The sequence below is a fragment of the Bradyrhizobium sp. AZCC 1578 genome (genome assembly GCF_036924675.1).
Classification (GTDB): Bacteria; Pseudomonadota; Alphaproteobacteria; order Rhizobiales; family Xanthobacteraceae; genus Bradyrhizobium.
Map to the genome: position 1 here is coordinate 5,656,319 of NZ_JAZHRZ010000001.1, position 18,846 is coordinate 5,675,164.

Annotated in this window: 19 protein-coding genes and 3 pseudogenes; 9 read left to right on the forward strand and 13 right to left on the reverse strand. The window is 59.7% G+C overall.

Going from position 1 to position 18,846, the window contains the following annotated elements:
* The first annotated feature begins 66 nt into the window (after nucleotides 1-66).
* From V1290_RS27215 to V1290_RS27225, 3 genes are all read left to right on the forward strand, one after another.
* Nucleotides 67-1,194, forward strand: coding sequence for an FAD-dependent monooxygenase (locus V1290_RS27215; protein WP_334367219.1), 1,128 nt, complete (start codon nucleotides 67-69; stop codon nucleotides 1,192-1,194).
* A 1,777-nt stretch (nucleotides 1,195-2,971) separates the two neighbouring features.
* Nucleotides 2,972-3,223, forward strand: coding sequence for a DUF1488 family protein (locus V1290_RS27220; protein ID WP_214493926.1), 252 nt, complete (start codon nucleotides 2,972-2,974; stop codon nucleotides 3,221-3,223).
* Between the two features lie 430 nt (nucleotides 3,224-3,653).
* Nucleotides 3,654-3,815, forward strand: coding sequence for a hypothetical protein (locus V1290_RS27225; protein ID WP_334367220.1), 162 nt, complete (start codon nucleotides 3,654-3,656; stop codon nucleotides 3,813-3,815).
* Between the two features lie 863 nt (nucleotides 3,816-4,678).
* Here the strand turns inward: V1290_RS27225 and V1290_RS27230 are convergent.
* The 7 genes and pseudogenes from V1290_RS27230 to V1290_RS27260 form a co-directional block, all read right to left on the reverse strand.
* Nucleotides 4,679-4,813 carry a hypothetical protein gene (locus V1290_RS27230; RefSeq protein ID WP_334367221.1) on the reverse strand — a complete coding sequence of 45 codons (135 nt, stop codon included), beginning with the start codon at nucleotides 4,811-4,813 and terminating at the stop codon, nucleotides 4,679-4,681.
* Between the two features lie 48 nt (nucleotides 4,814-4,861).
* Nucleotides 4,862-5,110: a hypothetical protein gene (locus V1290_RS27235; protein WP_334367222.1), complete on the reverse strand. Its 249-nt coding sequence runs from the start codon at nucleotides 5,108-5,110 to the stop codon at nucleotides 4,862-4,864.
* Nucleotides 5,111-5,305: 195 nt separating this feature from the next.
* Nucleotides 5,306-5,505: pseudogene (locus tag V1290_RS27240) on the reverse strand (hypothetical protein).
* A 50-nt stretch (nucleotides 5,506-5,555) separates the two neighbouring features.
* Nucleotides 5,556-6,854, reverse strand: a complete 1,299-nt coding sequence (locus V1290_RS27245; RefSeq protein WP_334367223.1) for a glycoside hydrolase family 130 protein — start codon at nucleotides 6,852-6,854, stop codon at nucleotides 5,556-5,558.
* Nucleotides 6,855-6,887: 33 nt separating this feature from the next.
* Nucleotides 6,888-9,173, reverse strand: coding sequence for a glycosyltransferase family 4 protein (locus tag V1290_RS27250; RefSeq protein ID WP_334367224.1), 2,286 nt, complete (start codon nucleotides 9,171-9,173; stop codon nucleotides 6,888-6,890).
* Entirely contained in the window at nucleotides 9,170-10,102 is a 933-nt protein-coding gene (locus V1290_RS27255) for a class I mannose-6-phosphate isomerase (protein ID WP_334367225.1), read from the reverse strand. The genes V1290_RS27250 and V1290_RS27255 overlap by 4 nt, the downstream gene beginning before the upstream one ends.
* A 173-nt stretch (nucleotides 10,103-10,275) precedes the next feature.
* Complete coding sequence (locus V1290_RS27260; protein WP_334367226.1) at nucleotides 10,276-10,467, reverse strand: hypothetical protein; 192 nt, start codon at nucleotides 10,465-10,467, stop codon at nucleotides 10,276-10,278.
* Between the two features lie 312 nt (nucleotides 10,468-10,779).
* Between V1290_RS27260 and V1290_RS27265 the strand changes: the two genes are divergently transcribed.
* The 5 genes and pseudogenes from V1290_RS27265 (at nucleotide 10,780) to groL (ending at nucleotide 14,551) form a co-directional block, all read left to right on the forward strand.
* On the forward strand, nucleotides 10,780-10,944 hold the full coding sequence (locus tag V1290_RS27265; protein WP_334367227.1) for a DUF1488 family protein: 165 nt from the start codon (nucleotides 10,780-10,782) through the stop codon (nucleotides 10,942-10,944).
* 203 nt (nucleotides 10,945-11,147) lie between these two features.
* Entirely contained in the window at nucleotides 11,148-11,561 is a 414-nt protein-coding gene (locus V1290_RS27270) for a hypothetical protein (protein WP_334367228.1), read from the forward strand.
* A gap of 353 nt (nucleotides 11,562-11,914) precedes the next feature.
* Nucleotides 11,915-12,091 carry a hypothetical protein gene (locus V1290_RS27275; protein WP_334367229.1) on the forward strand — a complete coding sequence of 59 codons (177 nt, stop codon included), beginning with the start codon at nucleotides 11,915-11,917 and terminating at the stop codon, nucleotides 12,089-12,091.
* A gap of 362 nt (nucleotides 12,092-12,453) precedes the next feature.
* Nucleotides 12,454-12,764: pseudogene (locus V1290_RS27280) on the forward strand (co-chaperone GroES).
* 137 nt (nucleotides 12,765-12,901) lie between these two features.
* Complete coding sequence (gene groL, locus V1290_RS27285; protein WP_334367230.1) at nucleotides 12,902-14,551, forward strand: chaperonin GroEL; 1,650 nt, start codon at nucleotides 12,902-12,904, stop codon at nucleotides 14,549-14,551.
* A gap of 722 nt (nucleotides 14,552-15,273) precedes the next feature.
* Here groL and V1290_RS27290 read toward each other — a convergent pair.
* Entirely contained in the window at nucleotides 15,274-15,519 is a 246-nt protein-coding gene (locus tag V1290_RS27290) for a DUF2061 domain-containing protein (RefSeq protein ID WP_334367231.1), read from the reverse strand.
* A gap of 3 nt (nucleotides 15,520-15,522) precedes the next feature.
* Between V1290_RS27290 and V1290_RS27295 the strand changes: the two are divergent.
* Nucleotides 15,523-15,680 (forward strand): annotated as a pseudogene (locus V1290_RS27295) (Hsp33 family molecular chaperone HslO); the annotation flags it as partial.
* Nucleotides 15,681-15,727: 47 nt separating this feature from the next.
* Here the strand turns inward: V1290_RS27295 and V1290_RS27300 are convergent.
* The 5 genes from V1290_RS27300 to V1290_RS27320 form a co-directional block, all read right to left on the reverse strand.
* A complete protein-coding gene (locus V1290_RS27300; RefSeq protein ID WP_334367232.1) occupies nucleotides 15,728-15,907 on the reverse strand; it encodes a hypothetical protein in 180 nt (59 codons plus the stop codon).
* Between the two features lie 139 nt (nucleotides 15,908-16,046).
* Nucleotides 16,047-16,454 (reverse strand): signal transduction histidine kinase, encoded by a 408-nt coding sequence (locus V1290_RS27305; RefSeq protein ID WP_442893699.1) that lies wholly within the window; start codon nucleotides 16,452-16,454, stop codon nucleotides 16,047-16,049.
* Nucleotides 16,455-16,482: 28 nt separating this feature from the next.
* Entirely contained in the window at nucleotides 16,483-16,983 is a 501-nt protein-coding gene (locus V1290_RS27310; RefSeq protein WP_334367233.1) for a hypothetical protein, read from the reverse strand.
* 216 nt (nucleotides 16,984-17,199) lie between these two features.
* Entirely contained in the window at nucleotides 17,200-17,979 is a 780-nt protein-coding gene (locus V1290_RS27315; RefSeq protein WP_334367234.1) for a sensor histidine kinase, read from the reverse strand.
* Nucleotides 17,980-18,393: 414 nt separating this feature from the next.
* On the reverse strand, nucleotides 18,394-18,639 hold the full coding sequence (locus tag V1290_RS27320; protein WP_334367235.1) for a hypothetical protein: 246 nt from the start codon (nucleotides 18,637-18,639) through the stop codon (nucleotides 18,394-18,396).
* Nucleotides 18,640-18,846 lie beyond the last annotated feature (207 nt).

Genomic DNA, 18,846 nt, shown 5'->3' on the forward strand with positions numbered 1-18,846 from the left:
TGGCCTACAACATAGCAGTCCAGTCCTTCCTGGCAACGCACCGTCAGGCGACCTGAGGCACGACTCATGGCCAAGGTCGAGCGCGTGCTGATTGTCGGTGGCGGACTGGCAGGCTTGGCGCTGATGATCGCCCTGCGTCAGCGGGGGCTGTCGGCCGCCATCGTCGAGCGGGGGAGCGACCGGACAGCGCCCGGCACCGGTCTGTACCTCATCGGTAGCGCAACGCGCGCCCTGCAGGCTCTGGGAGTCGCCGACGACGCTGCACGCGACGGCTGCGTCATCCGCACGCAACGCTTGTTCAACCATCGAGGCACGCGCCTCGCCTCGATCGACGCCGGAGCATTCTGGGAGCCATGCGGCCCATGTATCGGGATCGCGCGCAGCGATCTGCACAAGCTGCTCACGAAACAGGCGGCAGGCTCGCACATTCGACTCGGCGTGACGGTTCAATCGCTTCGGCAGCATGAGGATCACGTCCGGGTTCAGCTGAGCGACGGCTCCTGCGAAACCTACGACCTCGTCGTGGGCGCGGACGGCATCCGGTCGTCCATTCGGCAATTGGAGTACGGAGAATCAGGCGTCGAGTTTCGCGGCCAGGTGGGATGGCGTTTCATTGTTCGTCGGCCGCCGGGTCTCGAAGGCTGGACGGTGTTTCTTGGCCCGCAGTCCGCATTCTTGATGCTGCCAATCGGCAATGAACTGGCATACTGCTACGCGGACAAGGCCAGTGCCCGGTCCATCCATGATCCTGCGCAAAGGAGCATCGAAAGACTCCGTGAAAATTTCGCCGCCTTCGCCAGTCCGATTCCCGAGGTTCTTGCCCGGCTCGAGCCAGCCGACCCGATCCATTTCTCGGCCATCGAGGAGGTCGCGCATCCATGCTATGGCCAAGGACGCGTCGTGCTGATCGGCGATGCAGCCCATGCGATGTCGCCCAACATGGCGTGCGGCGCGGCGATGGCCTTCGAGGATGCACTGGTCCTGGCTGAGATTGTTTCGCGCGCGGGCGCCGCATCGGAAGTCGTCCCCGAGTTCGTCCGCAGGCGATCAGCGCGTGTGGGGTGGGTGCACCAACAGACCGATCGCCGAGACCATCTGCGCAGTCTTCCTCCGACGATGCGCGACGTGTTCGTGCGCCTGCTGTCGGGCCGGCTTTACAGGGCCAACTATCGGCCGCTGCTGGCTCTTCCATAACCCATGAGATGCCTCCTCCCGCGAAGGAAGCGCAAGATCTCACCCGAGCGCCGTGCAGCCTACCTGATTGGTCCGAAATCTTTGCACCTGGACACTTCGCCCCCTGATGGTTTTTCTTCTGATGCAGGTCACTATCACCTAGCGGCGGCGTATCTACGCCTGCCGAACACACGGAATGGAATCGTGGAGATTGCGGCAACGATCATGCGAAACCCCAAGACATCCTTATCGAGCCTGGCTAAGTCAGCGAGATTCCGTGGTCGGTCGTCCCGCAAATATTCGTGGGTTAGGGCGCTATGCTATTCAGATGGCAAGAATCGACTGGATTAGAGTGCTATAGCGTAGACGTAGTGCCCATCATCCGTCGGGCGTGGGCCGCCCGAAGAGATTTGAACTCCTCACCTCCGGATTCGTAGGCTGGTGCCCGTGTCAGAGGTTCGGACCGTCTTGGTCTGCGACTTCTGCTCCGGGTCATTCGCGTCGTTTGACCGGACCACGGTGACTTCCGGTCTTCCACCGTGAACGGACATTCTCAGAATAGGCGGGCATGTCTCAAAGGTGCCAATAGGCGACATGCGCGCTTGCATTTCTTACGACGAGGCGAGCGCCACTGAGAAGGCTATAAGCAAATGCCCCGGACAATGCCGAGGCTTTGAAGATTCGATTTTCTGTTGTCGATTAGGCGACTGCGACAAACGGGTTGTTCTCCTTCGTTCGAGGATAGTTGCGTACTCATTCTCCTCGAATAGGTCGGCGCTGATGAGGATGACCGGCTCGGACGAGGCAGGCATCGCAATCGAAAAACGACGCGCCTGTCTATTATATTACATGGTTTTGTTACATCTCGTTACGGCAGTTGCGGCCTTCTTAGGCACGATCATAAAGAGATGGCATCACAAACAGATGGCGCACGTTTTATGGCAGCCGCGCTGTCTTGTAGTCGCCTCGCGACTGCACCATGTTGGGGTCGTCGATAAGACGCGTAGGACTTATCGACATCACGGTAGGCGACGCGCCTCGGCGCATCGTAACGTTCCGCCACGCGACGCTGCGCGTCGCAACACATCGCTACGCAACGCTTGAGCCGCTGGGGAAGCCCGGCGGCTCGCGCGCGTTTAGCGCGGACGCTTCCCTCAATCGCCTGTGGCTCCGAGACGCCTACCGCAGCCAGCCGGAGGCTGAAACCGAGGAGATCTGACAACGAGGGCGCGAGCTAGTCCCGCGCCGCCGGATCCGCCGGTTCACGCCGGCGGGCCTTACTTCGGTGAGTGCAAATCACCTTGAAGCCAGCGTCCAAGGCCCTTGGACTTCGTGGGGTCTTCAAACGCGGCAAAGCTCGTAAGTACCTGGTTGCAGACAGCGCATTCAAACGTTTGCAAGTCGACGCCCCGGGTGCGTGCTGGCTCGATGCTAACGAGCATCATCTGGGCCTTGCACTTCGGACAGGCAGGGCGCTCAATTGCAGCGAATGGAATGACGGACGAGAGGCGTTGAGATTGGGGCATGATGCTTCCCTCGAACAGGCGGGAGCGCAACACTCTCTGTCACCGGTAATGCCCAGGAGGCGGAGCGGTGATTGTCAGAGTATACGCTCCAGGGATCTCAAACGCGAGCTAATTCGGCCGACGCGCGCGGGCGTGGCCATAACCCAAACCCTTATCGCGTCGGTCTATGGAAGATGGGCGCTGGCAGATTAATGCGCTCCTGCAGTCCTCGCTTGTAGGGGGCCGGACAAACCACCATATGTTAGTCTCACCCCCGTCTGAGGACCATTCTCATGGTTGTTGCTGGCGGCGATTACGTCCATTTCGTTGTGGAGTACGGCGGCAAAATCGAAAAGTGCCGGGTAACGGAGACTGCCCTTCTGAACAGAGAGCGTATGAGCAGAAAGGACGCAGGCTATGCACAGCTCATCGCTATCTTTGTAAGGCACCGAGCCGAGATCGAACATCTCGCTCTCGCGAAGTTGCAGCGGGAGGGGCACTCTGACCGCGGTGTTGTAGTGACCACTGAGGATCTGAACCCTTGATGCAGGTTGGCTGTTCGACGCCCTCACTTGCGCAAGCGACAACGTGGCCATTAGCTGTTGAGCGGCGACGCCTCAACAGCGCGTGTGATGGTCGTAACACATGACCAGCCCTGCTGCGCAACAGACACGTCGTTCTCCTCGCTAGTTAGCGTCGACGCGTTGCATCCGGTCAAGTCGATAGGCCGAGGAAAGTCCGTTCCGAGTCAATCGCGTTGCTTTGATGAGGTCCGAGCCACTTCTGGTCCAGCTCGATAATCGGACATCTTTAGAACCAGTCGGCATGTCTCAAACGTGCCACAAGCGGAAATCCGCACTCGGCCGATGGCCGAAATAGCCACTCGACAAATCAAAGCAGGCCATTGCAACGATCGTTGGAACTTAGCGACTTGAGTCCCGTTCAGCTTTGTTACTCTTTCGAAAGGAATGCCTAATGGCCAACAACAAAAACCCGAATGAGAAGCAGCCCGGCGAGAACCCAGAAGGTAAGTACCACTTCAATCCTGGCAATATGGCGGGAAAAGAGCCCGGAGATGCTGAGCAGACTGCGGAAAACCGTGGCGAGCCGCATGACAAAGAAAAACCCGCCGATTAGACTGACATCGCCAGGCCGCTTCGGCAGGTCCGAAAAGTGCCAATTGCAGCCTTAAAGCTCACAGATTATCGCCTGGATTGCCTGGGCTGGCGCAGGAAATCAGCGCCGTTTACATACGCGTGGACTCGATCGAGGTGGCCCTGAAAAACAGTAGCTTGCAGATCCATCCGGCCGAGGATGCCGGATATCTTGCGGCCGTTGCCGTCGCGAAAGACAACCTGGTGCACGGCCTCGAAGTCTTTGCAGACACAGCGGACGGAAGCGCGGCCCGTGGCGGACCGGTCGACGTGCGCGACTCCAAATCGGGTTCTGCAAGAAGTACCGGGCTCGTTCCGGCAGGGGCACCAAGAAGCGTCGCTACCCGTTCAGTCCCTTGACAGCGGGCCTGCTGCAACGCTCGGACATAGCTGGAAAGCATCAATCTTCAACAGCCGCGGCAGATACCCTTTAGCTTAGCAGTGGTTCGGGCGTCTTCCGCGATGAAGGGGTCCTTGTAGGGCGGCCGCGACGCGTCGCTTTCGACCGCAGCAGGCTTTTGTATTCTCGGAGGAGACGCCGCATCGTAGCAGGCAAGTCGCCCGCTCGTGCTTTCGATCGTGCGGCATTCCGGTCCAGCGGCGAGAGCGCCTTGCGCGCATGCGCAGAGCGTCAATACGGCGAGCGTTATTTTCATCCGATTTCCTTTGCGGGTGGTATCACCCAGCCTATAGCCGCCATTAGAACAGGCCGTATCCGCGAAGCGCAGGCCGCGCCAGCAATTGGCCAATCAGCGCCACCGAATCGTGCAGCCCTGCGGGAGCGCGCTTTTGCGCACGCTCGAACGCGTCAGTCCAACGTATCGCCCTACGTCGACGCTTTCGTTGCTATTTCTTCTTGCCGGACGCGAAACCCGGTTGCCCTCCCGCGGCCTTTTGGCTTGGGGCCGCAGCTATTGTCTTGATCTTCTCTTTCTTGGGCTTCTTGGCTTCCCGATTTCCTTTTTGCTCGCCCTTGGCCATGTCGATCTCCTTTGGGTTGATGATGACGCCGTCATTGCACGCCGAATTTCACAATGTCGCGTAGCGTGTCGCAACTCTTATCGCGCCGTCGATTTCTTCGGCCAGTTCGACTTCCCCGATCTCATGCAGACGGGAAACCATGATCGATGCCTGGGTCGCAGCCATGGAGAACGGTTCGCCCGTTTCATAGCTGAATTTGATGCGCCAGATTCCCCCGTGGTTGCGATGCGGCTCGATCAGCAACACCGGAAGATTGGGTAACCCATTCTCAAGCAGGAGTTTCGATAGCGTAGGCATCACCTCGCCCTTTCAAAGTCTAGCCGACGCCCGAAAGGACATGGCGCCAAGCCTGCATTCATCTCGCGCTGTGGGATCCAGGGCTTGAACCGGGAAGTTCGTTCAGCGCGACCTGAAGACTCGCATTGCGCAACTGTGCGCCCATTGTCCACAAATAGCCATGCATTAGTTGATGCAGCGCCTCGCTGCCGCCGCTCAGCCTCTTGGCGAAATGACTTCCTCTCCACGGATGGCGCGATCCAGCGCATCGACCAGCGTCTGAATCTCGATGAACTGTTGCGTGCCCGCTCGGCTTTATCCCGGTCGAAAGGAGCGGCCAGCACCTTCGCATGCGCGTCCCTGTCCTCGATCATGCGCTCACGGGCTTTCTTCAGCGTTTCAAGTCGCTCGCTCATTCAGGCTCCCTGACCTTTCAACGGACGAATTGGCGCCGGGCAGGCGGCGGTCAACTTTTCATCGCCTGCATCAGCGCCGAAATCTTGATGGTCGCGAAATTGGAGAAGGTGTCCGACACCGCGTATGGCAGAATGATCTGGTCGTTGTGCCGCATCGCTCCGCAGGTATAGACGACGTTGGGGACGTATCCCTCGCGCTCCGATGGCTCGGGCCGCAGCAACGGCTCGCGCGAGCGGGTCAACACCTTCGAGGGGTCGTTCTTGTCGAGCAACGCCGCCCCGATCGAGTATTTGCGCACCGGGCCGACGCCATGCGTCAGCAGCAGCCAGCCTTCATCGAGCTCGATAGGCGATCCGCAATTGCCGATCTGAACGAACTCCCAGGGAAATTCCGGTTTCAGAATGGCCTGACCGCCGCCCCATGTGTACAGGTCGTCGGAATAGATCAGGTAGAGGTTCTCATTGTCCTGTCTCGCGATCATGGCGTATCTGCCGCCGATCTTGCGCGGAAACAGCGCCATGCCCTTGTTGCGTGCCGCGGCGCCCCTCAAGGGCGCCAACCGGAACGACATGAAATCGCGGGTCTCAATCAATTCGGAACGGATCGCTCGCCCGCTATAGGCGGTATAGGTCGCGTAGTAGGTTTTTCGGCCGCCATCGCTGAATTCGACAAAGCGGGCGTCCTCAATGCCGTTCGATTGGGAGGCGGTGACCGGAAAGATGACGCGCTCGCTGAGGTCTTCCTCGGGCTTGAAGACCAATTCGACATGGTCGCCGTCCGGTCCGGATACGCGATGGCAAATCCGGGGACTCGAGGCAAGGCGCGCCGTCGGATCAACGGTCACGCTGCCGTCGGCTGCGAATGTGCCGGATCGAAACGTCAGTGACGATACATGCCCTTCGCCGATGGCGCGGAGGCTGAGGATGAAGCGCAGGCCGCCTTTCGGCGCGTCCGATTGATCGGGGTGCGGCACTATGCTGGGGTTGAACAAGGCAGAGGCTTCGAACGAATACTCATTGAGAAAATAGGCGCCAATGAGCTGGCGCTGGATCTTCGAGAAGATTCCATGCGTGGCGAAAGCGTCCTCCATTTCTTCTGCGCGGGCCTCAAACCTCTCCAGCAGGTTCCGGTGTCGGCCCAGGAAATTTTCAAGAACGTCCGCGAGCTGGGAGGCAACGGCTTCGGAGTCGAGGGCAAGAACCCGGTCGACGATATGATTTGCACGCGTCTTGTCGGTCGGGTTGAGATCGCGAGGTTCAGTCGCCGGCTTGAACGGGCGCACGATCACCCGCGCGGGATCGGGACGCAAATAAAGCGCCTGCCGGTTCAGGAAGATGGCCTGTGACACGGTGTCCTCGATCGCTTGAGCAGGAGGCAAAATTCAGGCACCCACGGCGCGGAGTGCCGTGGGTTTGGTCAGGCCGGCGTTGACGCGCGCAAGCTGGCGAATCTCCGCAAGCCCAAGCAGATAGCACACCACCGACTCGCCGCCGCGATTTTCATTGGCGCGATCGGGGTGCAGTCCATCGCGGCAACTGCCGGTGTGCAGATCGACCAGCGCCACCGACAGGTCGTTGCTGCCGAGAAACCAGGTGAACGCGCGGGTCGCAACCGCTTTCCACTCAGCATCGCCGTCCGCCCGCCATGCCGTGAGGCAGGCAGCGATCGTCGCCGTCGCTTCCACGGGCTGCTGATCGAAGGCGCGGGGGAATTGCCGCAATTCGCCGAAGCCGGCGGTGCCGACGGGGCGGAAATGCCCTGCCGGCGTCGTTTGTCGCGTCATCAGCCAGCGCAGAGACCTCAATCCGGCCTCCATATATTCAGGCGTTTGCGTCGCCGCGCCTGTTATCAGCAGAGCCTGCGGCAGGCGGGCGTTGTCGTAAGCCAACCCTTCCTCGAACCACACCCAGTCCGGTGTTTCGACCGACGCCAAACAAGACATCAACCTGTCGGCAAGAGAATGCCGGATCTCCTGGGCGTGGAGATCATCCGGAGCCACGGCGCAATAAGCGTCCAAACCCAGCAGGGTGAACGCCCACGCCCGGGGTGAGCGAAAGGTCTCCACGGTCGACAGAGCCTCGGCGAACAAGGCGGCAGCCCACTGGCGCCGCGACGGGCTTGCGTCGCTGCGCGCGGTTTCGCCCAGAGCCCAAAGCGTTCGCGCGTGACTGTCTTCGGACCCGCTGGCTTCGAGCCAGGTTCGATTGAAGCCCATGAAGTTGCGAAACCGCCGGGAATCAGGATTCCATGCATGCTGCACGAAAGCAGCGAAGCGGGCCGTCAACGCTTCCGAGAGGGGTTGCTCGCCCGGATTATTGAGAGCGCAGGCCAAAAGCATCGCGCGGGCGTTGTCATCGACGCAGTAACCGTGCGAGCGATCGGGCACCGAATGCACGGCGTGCTGGAACAGGCCGGTATCGTCGCACATCGACAGAAAATGGCCGATTTGCATATCAGGCGCCGCAGGGCTGCGCGGCTCCGGCGATGCCGCATTTGAGGACGCGATGACCTTGAGCCAGTGACCCTGAGACGCACTCTCGAAAACCGACATGTAGTGCTCGGCGGTGCGTTCCCACGTCATGGTCCGGCTGACCGCATAGGCGCGCCGGCACATCGCCTGCCGGCGAACGTCATCGGTGAGTAATTCCGCGATTTCCAGGCCGATCGTGTCCGCATCGCCGAACGGCACCAGGACGCCGCGTCCATTGGCCAACAGTTCGCGCGCGTGCCAGTAAGGCGTCGAGACGACGGGCTTCCCCAGCCCGAAGCTGTAGGCCAACGTCCCCGACGTCATCTGCGCCTCGTTGAGGTAGGGCGTGACATAGACGTCGCACATCGAGATGAATTCGAGCAGCGTGGGCAGATCGACGAACCGGTCGAGGAACACAACATGGTCTTCGACGCCAAGTTCGCGCACCCGCCTTATCAGTCTGTTGCGATACGCCTCGCCCTGGTCTCGAACCAGATTTGGATGCGTTGCGCCGAGCACGACATACACCGCATCAGCGCGACGCTTCAGAATCGATGGCATGGCTTCGATCATGACTTCGATGCCCTTGTTGGGCGACAGCAGGCCGAATGTCAGGATGACCGGCTTGCCGTCAAATCCGAGCCTGACCTTCGCCGCATCGGGCTCGACAAAGGCGGCGTCGGGAATGCCGTGGGCTATGACCTCGATCTTGTCGTCCGGCACCTGATAGACGCTGCGCAGCAGTTCGCGGCCCTTGTTGGCCATCACCACTACCTTCGACGACGCATCGACGATGCGTTCCATGACCGCGCGTTGGGTGGCGGTCGGATTGGCCAGCACGGTGTGGAACGTCGTCACGACCGGCGCGGTGAGGCGCGACATCAGTTCGAGAATGTGGCCGCCGGCCTCGCCGCCGAAAATTCCGAATTCGTGCTGCAGACACACCGCGTCGAACCGGCCGGCATTCAGGAAGTCTGCTGCATGGATGTATTCCTCGATCTTGTCGGCCTGGATCTGAAAAGCGACTGCCTTGGGATAATCATAGGTTTGGCCATTATCGGTCATCGCCACGATGCAGGTCTCCAGATTCGGGCGTGACGTCGATATCGCCTGCTGCAGGTCGGTCGTGAAGGTTGCGATGCCGCAGCGGCGGGGTAGCGAATTGCCGATTACGGCGATGCGGCGAAGCGGTGTCATGCTTGTACCTCGACAGTCTCGCCTGATTTCTGCGAATGGCCGGCGGACATGCTGGCAGATTTGTTCAGCTCTCCGGCGTCCTCCAGTAGGGCGGCAACGGGATCAGGTCCCGGATAAGCCATCAGGCCGCTCATGCCGTCCGCGCCAACCTCGATGCCGGTTCGATCGCCCTCGATGAAGACGGCGTCACCAACCGACATGCTCGTCAACCCGATCCGCGCCCGACCCTCGATCACAAGGATCCAGGTTTCCCGATCGGCATTGAGCGCCCAATTCGAATTCGCCGGCAGGTCGATCCGCTCAATGACGAAATGACGGCTTGTGATCAAAGCTGTTCGAGCCGCGGTGAGGCGTCGTGAACCGGATTGGCTCTGAACCGGCCCGGCGTCGGAAACAGCGACGGCGCGTTCTTCATGCAGTTCGCGCTGCCTGCCATAGTCAAACAGACGGAATGTCGTGTCGCTGCGCTGCTGAATCTCGGCGAGCACGATACCGGCGCCAATGGCGTGGATCGTGCCGGCGGGGACGAAGATGATGTCGCCTTTCGCGACGGGACGCCATTGCGTGAGATGGGCAATCGAGCCGTCCCTGATCGCTGCGCGCAATGCCTGTGGCGCGAGCCGCCGCTTCAGTCCCAGCGCAACCCGCGCACCTGGAACTGCTGCGAGAATGTACCAGGCTTCAGTCTTGCCGTTCGGCAAGCCTATTGAGCGGGCAAATCCATCGTCCGGATGAACCTGAATCGACAAGGGCTCGCTGGTGAACAGTAGCTTGAGCAGCAGGGCCGGGATAGGTGCATGCTTATGCGTGCGCTGAAACCACAACTCTCCAACCGGGTCACCGGCAACGTCGATGCTGCTCCATGGATGGAGATCGCCAACCCCCCACGGTTTGCGCGCAACCTGCACGGCGGCATGCTCAATGGCCATAGATATTTCCTCACCCGTAACGGCATGTCGAGGCGACATGCCGTTGGTCGATACCGTCCATATGATTGGCGTGGCTAAGACGTCGCGACGGGATGTGCGCCGTTATCGCGGTCCCATCGGGCTAAATGATCACATGGGCACTCCGGCGTCAGATAGCAACCTTGCCAGGTCGATTAGTGTTTGGTGGCCCAGGACGGACGAACGCCAGTCCAGGCGGGAAGCGAATTCCATTCGGCCCACCGCATCCGGCGCTCCTCATCGCCGACCCTGATAAAGACAAAGGCGGCATCATCCTTGCCGGTTTTCGAATCAACAAACATTGCCGGAACGCCGTACGCGTCTCTGATGATCGCCGTATTTGCCATTCCGACTCCTGCTTTCTGTTAAGCGCTCGGATTCCCATTGCCGGCATGTCACTTGAGGCGAACTACCACTGAAGAATCACGGCGGCAGCGATCAGCAGCGCAAAAAAGATCGGCAACAGCACCGGAGGCACCAGCCAATCACGAAGGTCGAACTTGAGGGTATCTGACATGTGACCGCCTTTTTGGTTGAGGCGGGAGCGCAACGCTCTCAGTCACCGATAATAGCCCGGGGCGCGCGGTGATATTTCAGATATAGCGACTATCTGCCGAATAGCGAGGAGAATCGCAATTTGTTTTGGGGCAGGACCTGCCGTGCGGTTTTGGGGGCACGACAGCGCGCTGGAAGCGTCATTCTTCACTGACGAGGGCGCACTGAGGCGAATTCAACCAGAAGCCCGCCCCAACGAGCCCGGTATCCTGAACGCGTTCGATTGCAACCGTGATGTGATATGCAGCGGCGGCTGCGAAGTTTACTGACTGGAGACAAGAACGTGCTGTACAGCATCCGACCAACAGTCTACCGTTCAGCTACCGGGTGGCCGTTGCTCCACCTTGAAGCTGTCCATGAAGCGGCGACGTCCGACGTCGCTGCTGGTCGTCGTAGCGGCAGCTAGAGTGCCATCGGAAGGCGCAATCTCTTAAGCTAGATGCTTTTCCAAGCGCGGATGCAAGCGGCGTCTGTGGCTGCGAACGCGCTTTTGTGCGCAACAAAGGAGACCATCATGAGAATACCCGCAATCTTGCAGGGTGAGGCCCGGACGCGCTTCCTCCAAGGTATCGCTTTCGGCGCTGTCGCGGCGATGACGATCGGATTTATCTGGGGCGGCTGGGTCACCGGCGGCACTGCCAGAACTATGAGCGCAATGGCAGAAAGCAGCGGTCGGATGTCTATCTTGGTGCCGATGTGCGTCGCGCAGTTCACTGCGGCTGACGGCGCCGTCGCCAAGTTTAAGGCGGCGGGCTCATATTCAAGGGACAACGTTATCGGCGAATTCGTGAAGACCGTTGCCTCCACGAGTATGGACTATTCCTTCGCCAAAGCGTGCGCAGCCGGCGTGGAAGCCGAACTCTCAAGGACGGCCACAAAGAGCTGAGCGGTCGGTCGCCAAGATTAGGGATCCAGCGAATGAGCGGTCACAGGTTCGGACGGCCTTCCTATTCTGTATATTGCTTGTTAGCAGTCATCCTGTTTGGCTGTTATGTGGTGCTTAATGGCTTTCAGGACGACAACTCCGCAACGATGGCACCGAATCTGACATTCAATCGCTGACGCCTCAACACACCGAGAGGCGCCTCGATCGTTCCACTGACCGTTGTTCGCCACCAGAGAAAGCCTACCGTACTCAGAGAAGGCTAAGGACAACCCATTTCCTTAACTTCCTTGCCATTCTTTCTACCTGTCCATGCGATCCATCCGGCAAACGCAGGTCCGTAATTGGAGGTCATCATGGATGACGCATTCTCGTTCTTAATCTCGGTAGGTATCATTGCCTTTGGAATTTGGATTGCCGCTGGCACGATCGGCACTGGCTCCCCTTTGGTTTGGACGCTCCTGGGACTACTAACCGTAATTGTGGGTTCGATCAGCCTTTATCTGGCAACTCGAGATGTCAGAATCGCGTAGCTGAAATGAAGATTCTGAAATGCGATGAGACCAACCGACGCATAAGCGAGCTGAGGCGGCTTGCTCCTGACCCCGACGGTCAGGTCTCGTTCAATCCCGCTTTCCGCATGCCCTACAGGAATCGCTCCATCAACTCCGGAGTCCGGTAGGGCACGCTTTCCCTGATCCAATCGATCGAGAGCTGCGGCTGCTGGCTTGCGAGCCCTGCTGCCCGCTCCGGGGCACTAAGGGAATGGAATTAGCAGTCAAACATCGTGGGCTGAGCCCTTGCGCCACAGTGTTACAAGCCTATGTGGAGAGCGGCTGCACTCGCTCATTGCGACTGCCAATCCAGAAACAATCACAAAGCCATGGAGGATCGCATGAAGTTCCGTCCGCTCCACGATCGCGTTGTGGTCAAGCGCATCGACGCCGAAGACAAAACCGCAGGTGGCATCATCATTCCGGACAGTGCCAAGGAAAAGCCCTCGCAGGGCGAAGTCACCGCCGTCGGCCCGGGCGGCCGCGACGAAGCCGGCAAGCTGATCCCGATCGACCTCAAAGCGGGTGACCGCGTGCTGTTCGGCAAATGACCGAGGTCAAGATCGACGGTGAAGAGCTCCTGATCATGAAAGAGTCCGACATCATGGGCGTTCTCACTGACGTTCCCGCCGCCAAAAAGAAGGCCGCTTAAGCGCTTTAGTCCGTTCCCTCGTCCTGAGGAGCCGGCGCAGCCGGCGTCTCGAAGGAAGAGGCCTGCAATCCAAATCTCATCCCTCAGGAATCCGCCCAGGTGCGCGGACCTTGGGATATGGGAATACGGAGATCATTATGTCAGCCAAGGAAGTCAAATTCGGCGTTGATGCCCGCGACAGGATGCTGCGCGGCGTCGAAATTCTCAACAACGCGGTGAAGGTCACGCTCGGCCCGAAGGGCCGCAACGTCGTGCTCGACAAGTCGTTCGGCGCTCCCCGCATCACCAAGGACGGCGTCACCGTCGCCAAGGAAATCGAGCTCGACGACAAGTTCGAGAACATGGGCGCGCAGATGGTGCGCGAAGTCGCCTCCAAGGCGGCAGACGCTGCCGGCGACGGCACCACCACCGCGACCGTGCTGGCCGCGGCCATAGTGCGCGAAGGCGCCAAGGCGGTTGCCGCCGGCATGAACCCGATGGATCTGAAGCGCGGTATCGATCTCGCGGTGGAAGCCGTGGTCGCCGACCTAGAGAAGAACTCCAAGAAGGTCACCTCGAACGACGAGATCTCGCAGGTTGGCACCATCTCCGCCAACGGTGACGCCGAGATCGGCAAGTTTCTGGCCGATGCCATGAAGAAGGTTGGCAACGAGGGCGTCATCACGGTTGAGGAAGCCAAGTCGCTTGAGACCGAACTTGAAGTCGTCGAAGGCATGCAGTTCGACCGCGGCTATATCTCGCCCTACTTCGTCACCAACGCCGACAAGATGCGCGTTGAAATGGATGATGTCTATCTTCTCGTCTACGAGAAGAAGCTCTCCAGCCTGAACGAACTGCTTCCGCTTCTGGAAGCTATCGTGCAGACCGGTAAGCCGCTGGTCATCATCGCCGAAGACGTCGAAGGCGAAGCGCTTGCCACCTTGGTCGTCAACCGTCTGCGTGGCGGTCTGAAGGTCGCGGCCGTCAAGGCTCCGGGCTTCGGCGATCGCCGCAAGGCCATGCTGCAGGACATCGCGGTTCTGACCGGTGGTCAGGCGATCTCGGAAGATCTCGGCATCAAGCTCGAGAACGTCACGCTGCAGATGCTCGGCCGCGCCAAGAAGGTGATGATCGACAAGGAAAACACCACGATCGTCAACGGCGCCGGCAAGAAGGCCGACATCGAGGCGCGCGTGCAGCAGATCAAGGCGCAGATCGAGGAAACCACCTCGGACTACGACCGCGAAAAGCTGCAGGAGCGTCTGGCCAAGCTCGCGGGCGGCGTCGCCGTGATCCGCGTCGGCGGCGCGACCGAAGTCGAGGTGAGGGAGCGTAAGGATCGCGTGGATGACGCGATGCATGCGACCCGTGCGGCGGTTGAAGAAGGCATCGTGCCGGGCGGCGGCGTCGCCTTGCTGCGTGCCTCCCTGCATCTCAAGGGGCTGCGCACCAAGAACGACGACCAGAAGACCGGCGTCGAGATCGTGCGCAAGGCGCTATCGGCGCCAGCACGCCAGATCGCGGTCAACGCGGGCGAAGACGGCTCCGTGATCGTCGGTAAGATCCTGGAGAAGGACCAGTACTCCTACGGTTTCGACTCGCAGACCGGCGAATATGTCAACCTGATCTCCAAGGGCATCATCGACCCGACCAAGGTGGTTCGCGTGGCGATCCAGAACGCGGCTTCCGTTGCGGCGCTGCTGATCACCACCGAAGCCATGGTGGCCGAAGTGCCGAAGAAGAACGCAGGCGCCGGCATGACTGCGGGTGGCGGCGGCATGGGCGGCATGGGTGGTATGGATTTCTAAGTCCAACGTTCGGCGCGTGCTTTTCATGAGAGAATTCTCACCTGGTGCGGCAGGGTTTGGCTGATGCTCTTTTTTGGAGATGAGAGAGGCCGATCTTAATTTCATGTCTCCTAACTTTGGATGGTGAGGAGCCAATTAGGTTTGGACGACTATCGTCCCACTTGGAGGACTCAGTTGTGCGTAAAGATAAATCAATGTCGCTTTGGACGCCTGAGACACTAGACGAAAAAGCCAAGGAAGACGCTGAGAACGACAACTACAATCCACCGCATGGATGGTGGCCCGGCCGATACAGCGTGGGTACCGAAGCCCGCGACAGGTACGATCGAGCTTTCAACCTCCATCATAGCGACAAGGACGAGTACTAGGCCGGCTCAGTTGGCGGCCCTTTCATTTGATAACGTCTGGCGGAGGCGCAGGCCCTGAGCGTTTCGAATATTCGGTCCTATCCTGGTTAGGACACTTAATATTTTCAAATAGCAGGAACGATTGATCTTGGGAGTTCTTGGTCCTCAGCAATCGGTGATCCTATCGCCGAGAGCCAAGCCCACTGACCGGTCGACATTTTGCCCCAATGCCCGGCGGAAGGCTTCAAGCGGCCTCAGATGCCACCCGCACAGAGGCCGCTTGCCTTGGTCGAGGCGAAGGTGCTCACGGGCGCGAAAATGACTTGACGAACCGTCTGAGGAAGATCGCCAGCAGCCTATCCCATGACTAGCGGATCAGGTTGTGCTGGAGCCGTCACCGGCTTGTCCTTGCTGGTCCCAGCGAATGAAGGACCAGGCCCTTTCGTGAAGATAGTAGAGGATCATTTTCGTGATCGCCTCCGCGCCGGCGATCGAGCCTCCCACCTTGATGCTACCGGTGAAGACGAAACTCAACACGAAGGTGTCGACGCTACCGGTGACCCTCCAACTGACAGCCTTGACGATCGAGCGGGAATGGGAATCTCGCACCAGAATGAACATCAGTTCCTCTCGCTTCCCTTGCGCCCGCAATGCTCGTGCTCGCGCGATGCGGTGTCGTCGATGCTGAAAAGCTTGCGCCCAAGGACGACAAGGTGGTGGTGAACTGCGAGTTCTGCTCCTCGGTCTACGAATTCACGCCGCAGGAAGCGGGCGTAGAATAGGGGGCGCAACGCCAGGCGTGAAGGTGATCGCCGCACCGGGCCGGAGGTTAGCTCAACGACGCGTGGACCTTGTTGGCGGCATCATAGATTTCGATCTGCAGCATCGGATAAGCCGACTTCAATTTCCGCGCCGATGCTTCGGCAGCCTCGACGGTGTCAAACTCTGACTTGAAATGGCCGTCGACAACCGTCACGAAGCCCTCGGTCGGAGGCCGGTCGGCGCGCATTGCCCTTCTCGGCTTCGCTTCGTCAAGCGAGAGAACTCGTTCTTTCATCGTCATCGTTGGTCCTTTCGAAATTGTCGCGATAGTTTGGTTTGATCTGGCCTGGATCACGCGAAGCGGCTGACGATCCTGCCAGATACCGTCACTGCCTCGCTTGGCCGATCCGGCTCAGCCTGATAAACTCCGGCGGCAAGGGCAGGCGTACAAGGCCGCCTAGGTCCAGTGCCTCGCCGCTTTCCGTGATATCCGAGAACAGCACCTCGACATAGGGATGCTGGCGGTTGAGTGCGGCGCCGCGTTGGTATTTCGCGTTAACGATCCGCTCGATCGCCGCAAGATTGCGCTTGCCCAACGCGTTGTACTGATCGCGGAACAGACTCTGTCGTCCTCCCCGGTGCTCGACGGATTCGACCCAGACGTCCATCACCTTGCGGCCTATGAACGCTTCGACCCGTTCAGTTCCGTGCCATGCGAGAAGCCGTAGCCCGTCCATGTTGTGCGGGCCGTCATCGATGCCGAATTTTGTAAGTGACAAGTTTTTACGTGACATGGGGGATCCTCCTGTTGCCGACGTTGGTTCACCTCGGCAGTCCGTCGGGGACTGCGCCTCCCTCATCGTCCCATCGCGACAGAGCCGCTGCGCGCGATTTCGCGTCGCGATGCGCATCCTCCGTCGAAGCCCTTTCGCGGTCGGCATGATTCTTATGCTTGTGCAGAAAGCGGGCGATCTGCCCGCGAAGCGCCGCCGTCTCCAATAATTCTCCGACCGATGCGGCGGTGTAGAAAATCTCACGTTGCATGGTCTTCGGCAGCGCGCTCCATTGCATGATGATGGCTGCGCCGAGACATCGCAAGACGTGCTCCTCTTCGGCCGCAAGGGCCAGGCCGCGAGCGGGATTCTGTTCCGCTGCGTTCACGGCGCTGTCGTAGTTATCAGATAGTCCCTGCTCGCTATCGGCGAGCGCTGAGTGGCGATCCCTTAGTTTCTGAAAGTTGTCGCTTTCGCCCTGACCGCTCGAACGCTTGATCAGTTCGCCGTATGCGGCTGCCTTTTCGCGGTGCTGTTGAGATCTAAACATGCCGCGTCCTTTCGTTGGAAGTCTCCGCGCGTTCCGACCAATCCCGATGGTTGACGAGGACGGAATTACATGTGGGGATCAAAGGGTCGAATAACGAGCTCCAGTGACAAATCACCACGTCATCAATCGCTGGGTAAAATAGCCATTCCTGACAGATCGTAGCAGTTCAAACGAATGCAGGTTACGATTTGGCTTCCGCAATGCCCGAATAGGGGCTTATGCCGCCGCCGAAGTCAGTGAAGCCATCGGCACGTCGAATGTGTAGACGAACCCGGTTCGCTCATACGTGAGCTGCACGTCGCCCCGGAGTTTCCCGCCGAGCGTGTCGATCAGCCGTGTCCCGAAGCTGCGCTTTTCGGGCAGACGAACTGCGGCACCATTCCTCTCGGTCCATGTGAGGTGCAGGCGCTGCGCCTGTTGATCCAGCGCCTGGCAGATGTCGACGCGCCCTTCCGGGACCGACAGGGCGCCAAACTTCGTGGTGTTGGTGCAAAGCTCGTTGAGCGTCATTGCGATGGCGATGACGGCACCCGACGTCATCCGGATATCGGGCCCCGAAATCGAGAATTTCGGCTCGGCGGGATTGTCGAAGGCTTCGGTGGCGCTGCGAACGATCGTGGCAAGGTTCGCGCTGCTCCATCTTGCCTGCAGAAGAAGATCGTGCGCCCGCCCGAGCGCGAGCAGCCGGCCCTCGATGGCGTGCTGCGCGTGCTTGGCGTCGGGCAACTCGCGCAGGCTCTGCGAGACGATGGCGCCGACGGTTGCGAGCGTATTCTTGATGCAGTGATGCAGCTCCTCGAGGATCAGCTTCTGTAGCTTGTCGGCCGCCTTGCGCTCCCTGGCGTCGATGCCGGCCGTAGCCAGCAAACTCTGTGCATTGATCTCGGGCTGCGCGAGCAGAAGCCGCAGGCTGACATTTTCTGCCGCCAGTTCGTCCTGGTATGGGGATGCGCTGCTTGCGGGACGCGGTTCCGTCCGGCGATCGCCTTCAGACATCGTTGATCGTATCATCATGAGTTGTGGTACCGCACTGATCTTCAGTGGCTGATTGGTGCGCAATCACGCGATTTGAGCCGTATTCGGCGTGGGGAGGAAGATCTGGTGCGGCAGGTTCAATTGCCCCGATACCACGATGATCCTGATGGTCGGCCAACGCTCATGCACGGCATGCGCAAGTCCCACACCGTCCATTTGCCAGGCATCTGGATATCGGTGCAGATCAGCGCGACGTCGGATCGGGAATCCAGAATGGCGACGGCTTCGGCGGCATCCAGTGCCTCGAGTGGCGTGTAAGGACGCTCGCGGGGAATGACGGTCGACTTGGATAGTTGTTCATCTGGGTCAAGTATCTTGCGGTCCGTATGATCCCCGCTGGCTCAACAATGACACCAAAAGCTCGCCGCCAACGGACTAGGCCTCCGTCATACGTCCGGTGCGTCGCGCTTGCCCGCAGAGCAGTTCGTGAAGCTCGGTGGCATTTCGAAGGACGAGTGCTTTGTGAAGCGCCTCGGTGCGCTCTTCCCCCGGGGACATCTCGCGAGCCTCGTCCAGGGCGATCACCGCCTTGGCGTCCAGATCGTGGGCAAGTGCCGATTGGGATTGTTTAATCGCAGATAGCCCGTCCTGCGGTGAAACCGCGTTACGCTCGATCACCATTGAATAACCATCGCAGCGGCGACGAGCAGCACAAGAAAGATCGGCATCAATACCGGGGATACCAGCCACTCACGAAGATTGAATGCGGGGAATTTTGGCATATGACCGCCTTTGGGTTTAGGCGGGAGCGCAAAGCTCTCAGTCACCGATAATAGCCGGGGGCCGCGCGATGATATCGATCATATAGTGATCATCGGCCGAATAGCG